General features: G+C 66.9%; 6 protein-coding genes. 2 read left to right on the top strand and 4 right to left on the bottom strand.

The annotated features are described in order from the left end of the window. Window positions 1-512 (bottom strand): NAD(P)/FAD-dependent oxidoreductase (locus tag J7E68_RS19200; RefSeq protein ID WP_215175136.1); only part of this gene is annotated, 512 nt, incomplete at its 3' end. Beyond that, window positions 509-868: a UBP-type zinc finger domain-containing protein gene (locus J7E68_RS19195; protein WP_215175135.1), complete on the bottom strand. Its 360-nt coding sequence runs from the start codon at window positions 866-868 to the stop codon at window positions 509-511. The genes J7E68_RS19200 and J7E68_RS19195, both read right to left, overlap by 4 nt. A gap of 142 nt (window positions 869-1,010) precedes the next feature. Between J7E68_RS19195 and J7E68_RS19190 the strand changes: the two genes are divergently transcribed. After that, window positions 1,011-1,988 (top strand): Dyp-type peroxidase, encoded by a 978-nt coding sequence (locus tag J7E68_RS19190; protein WP_215175134.1) that lies wholly within the window; start codon window positions 1,011-1,013, stop codon window positions 1,986-1,988. Between the two features lie 61 nt (window positions 1,989-2,049). After that, complete coding sequence (locus J7E68_RS19185) at window positions 2,050-2,394, top strand: hypothetical protein (RefSeq protein WP_215175133.1); 345 nt, start codon at window positions 2,050-2,052, stop codon at window positions 2,392-2,394. Window positions 2,395-2,403: 9 nt separating this feature from the next. Here J7E68_RS19185 and J7E68_RS19180 read toward each other — a convergent pair whose 3' ends face one another. Beyond that, complete coding sequence (locus tag J7E68_RS19180; RefSeq protein WP_215175132.1) at window positions 2,404-3,027, bottom strand: GAF and ANTAR domain-containing protein; 624 nt, start codon at window positions 3,025-3,027, stop codon at window positions 2,404-2,406. Between the two features lie 171 nt (window positions 3,028-3,198). Continuing rightward, the coding region (locus tag J7E68_RS19175) for an ATP-dependent DNA ligase (protein ID WP_215175131.1) at window positions 3,199-3,454 on the bottom strand (256 nt) is incomplete at its 5' end.

Below are 3,454 nucleotides of genomic sequence, written 5' to 3'. Positions count from 1 at the left end.
CCGTGACGCATGAGCACGAGGTCGGCACCGAACGAGACCGCCTGCCGGCGTGCACGTTCGGCGAGCTCTGCCCCGGAGATTCCGCCGGGAAAGCCGAGATAGTTCTCGATCAGGCTGCTGAAGCCCGCCTGTCCGCCCACGGCGTCGCGTTCGACGACCGCGACGGAGAGACCCTCCGACGCCGCGTAGACCGCGGCCGAGAGTCCGGCAGGACCTGCACCGTGGATGATCAGGTCGTACGTCGACCGGGACGGCGGATTGACCCAGCCCAGCGCCGCCGCGACCTGCTCAGGGGTCGGGTCCTCGAGGATGGCGCCGTCTGACAGGATCACGAGAGGCAGAGCCCTGCCGACGAGGTCGACGCCTGCCGCAGACGCGGATCCCGGCGGCACCACGATCGAGAGGAACGGGACCTCGCTGCGGGTCAGATAGTCGCGCAGGGCGTAGGCATCCGGGCCATCGGCATCCGCGACGACGCGGAGAGGCTGCTTGTCGTCTGCGGGCGCGATCATGCGTTCCCGGCGAGCTGCTCTTCCCAGTCCGCCGGCACCCGCTCAGCGGGTCCGGGGGTGGTCTGTGTCAGCGGGTGGCTCCGCGGGGGAGCCAGAGCGGGACCGTCGAAGGCGGTCTCGGTGCCGAAGTCCCAGAACCAGTCCTCGCCGGGCTCGAAGCTCTGGATGACTCGATGGCCGCTCGTGTGCGCGTGCGTGGTCCCATGCTTGTGCAAGGAGTCATCGCAGCATCCGATGTGTCCGCAGAAGGCGCACCGACGCAGATGCAGCCACCAGGAGCCGATCTTCTCGCAGTCCGCGCACCCGGGTCCGGATGGGGAGACGTCCGCACGGATGAAGTCGCTGGCGTCGCTCATGAGCGATCCTCCTGTCGTCGGTGTGCTGTCGAGGTCATGATGTCCGGTTTCCTCGTCGTGCTCAAGGGTGCCCGGTGCGACCGGTCTTTTCCTCCGACAGTCGTCGAAGCGCGGCTCGCTGTCATCCTCTAGGTTCGAGAACGTGAGCAGCTCTCCCTCCCGCCGCGTCCCCATCGAGTCGCAGAAAGTCGACGCGCCTCTGACCTCCAGCGCGACCTTCCTGGTACTTGAGGTCGGCCCCGGCACGGACGCGGCCGGTACGGCGCGAGACGTCATCAGCGGCATCGACGACATCGTCAAGAACGTCGGCTTCCGCGACCTCGACGCCGAGCTGTCGTGCACCGTCGGCATCGCATCATCGCTCTGGTCGAGGCTCACGGCCCGGAATGCTCCGGCCGAGCTGCACCCGTTCGTGACGGTCGGAGGCGCGGTGCACACGGCGCCGAGCACCCCCGGCGACCTGCTGTTCCACATCCGCGCGAACCGTCGGGATCTCGTGTTCGAGTTCGAGCGCCAGCTTCTCGGTGCGCTCGGCGATGCCGTGACGGTGATCGACGAGACCACGGGGTTCCGCTACTTCGACGTCCGCGACCTGCTCGGCTTCGTCGACGGCACCGCGAATCCGGTCGGGAACGCCGTGGCCGATTCGACTCTCGTGGGCGCGGAGGACGGCGACAACGTCGGGGGCAGCTACGTCGTGATCCAGAAGTACCTGCACGACCTCGGTCAGTGGCAGACGCTGACGACCGAGCAGCAGGAGAGCATCATCGGTCGCAAGAAGGCGGACAACATCGAGTTGGACGATGCCGATGTCGGTCAGAAATCGCACAAGACCCTCGCCACCATCGTCGTGGACGGAGTCGAGCACGACATCCTGCGCGACAACATGCCGTTCGGGAGCCCGGGGTCGTCGTCGTTCGGCACCTACTTCATCGGCTACTCCCGGTACCTGTGGGTCATCGAGAAGATGCTCGAGAAGATGTTCATCGGTGACCCGCCCGGCGCGTACGACCGGCTGCTGGACTTCTCATCGGCGACGACCGGCTGTACCTTCTTCGCGCCGTCGGCGGACTTCCTCGCGGGGCTCGCCGACGAGCAGCTGCCAGTGCAGCGCATCTGACGGCAGACGAGCGGACAAGAGTCACCTCCCATCTCGCGCCGCACGCGCGTAGCGTTGATATATGGGAAGACTCTTCTACGGAGCCGCTCAGCCGCCGATCCTCATCGAGGACCGGGCGTTGGCTCACCTCAAGATCGTCGTCACGACGAAGCTGCGCCGCAACGAGAGCTTCACCCTGTCGTGGATCCACAAGGACGGCGAGGCCCCCGGTCGATCGACCATCTGGCTGCATCCGTCGATCCCGCTGCGCTTCGTGTTCGACGAGACGGAGGCGCCGAGGCTGAACCGTCGGTGGATAGAGGAGCTCTCTCAGACGCTCAGCAGCACGGGCGGCGTCTGTCTGACTGCGGAGATCATCGATCCCACCGAAGGCGGGGAATCGGAGGGCGCAGGCGGAGGGCGGTGACGGACTCGCTCACAAGGTGAGTCGGCGGTCGACGATCTGCTGCGCGACATCGTGCAGGCGCACACCGACAGAGCGCGCGTGTCGTCGAAGGATGGTGAAGGCATCATCGATGGAGACGCTGCGCTGAAACGACAGCGCGCCCTTCGCCTGCTCGATCACGATCCTGCTGTCGAGGGCGTGCCGAAGCTGCGCGGTGCGGTCGGCGTGTGCGCGGAGCGTGCGATGCTGCACTAGACCGATCGTGGCGAACTCGCCGACTGCCTGAGCGACGGCCGCATCCTGGTCGGTGAGCATGCCGACCCTGTCGAAGAAGAGGTTCAGCGCACCGAGATGCTGATCGCGAAGCGAGAGCGGCACCGCGTAGCCGGCGCGAAGGCCGCGTCGCACCGCGAGAAGGGCGAACTCGGGCCAGCGATCGGCGCTCGCCCGCAGATCGGGTGTCTCTACCACGCGCCCGGACCGGAAGCTGTCGAGGCAAGGGCCCTGCTGGATGCCGAGCTCCGCCTCCTCCACATCGCTCGCGCGCTCACTCGTCGAGCCCAGCACGTGGAGTCGCCCTTCGGCGTCGGCGAGGACGATGCCGGCGTCGACCTCAGGGGTGAAGCGGGTCGGGGCCTCGACGGGGAGGTCCACGGTGTCGATGACGTCGTAGTCCGGATCCAGAGTGTCAGCCAGGCGGCGGAAGACAACGGTCAGGTCGTTCGGCGAGTGCGGGTCGCATCGAACGGCATTCGGATCCGATCCTCAACTCACGCCCACGGCATGGCCCTGCTCTGCGCCCACGTTCTCGGGTTCGTGAACCAGCTAAAGTCCGGACGGCGCATTCGCGGTGAACGCGAGCGCGTCGATCCAGTGCCGATTGAGCTCGGGGACTTTGCCGCCGGTGTACTTGAAGACGAGGTTGCAGCCGGGGTGCATCCAGACCGAGCTCCGACCTCCGCCGATGCTGGCTTCCTCCCTCCAGGTGAAGAGGAACGGCTCGCCGCGGCGCAGCTTCGTCGTCATCACGCTCTGCAGATGATGGAGCGCGCGGTCGTCGCTCTCCACCTTCTGATCTCCC

The organism is Microbacterium sp. ISL-103, from assembly GCF_018613995.1.
Classification (GTDB): Bacteria; Actinomycetota; Actinomycetes; order Actinomycetales; family Microbacteriaceae; genus Microbacterium.
The sequence above is the reverse complement of the archived record's forward strand: the minus strand, read 5'-3'. Positions and strand labels throughout refer to the sequence as shown.

Excerpts from the sequence above, each read along its gene's own strand:
- J7E68_RS19195 (WP_215175135.1), bottom strand. The coding sequence starts at position 868 with ATGAGCGACGCCAGCGACTTCATCCGTGCGGACGTCTCCCCATCCGGA.
- J7E68_RS19185 (WP_215175133.1), top strand. The coding sequence starts at position 2,050 with ATGGGAAGACTCTTCTACGGAGCCGCTCAGCCGCCGATCCTCATCGAG.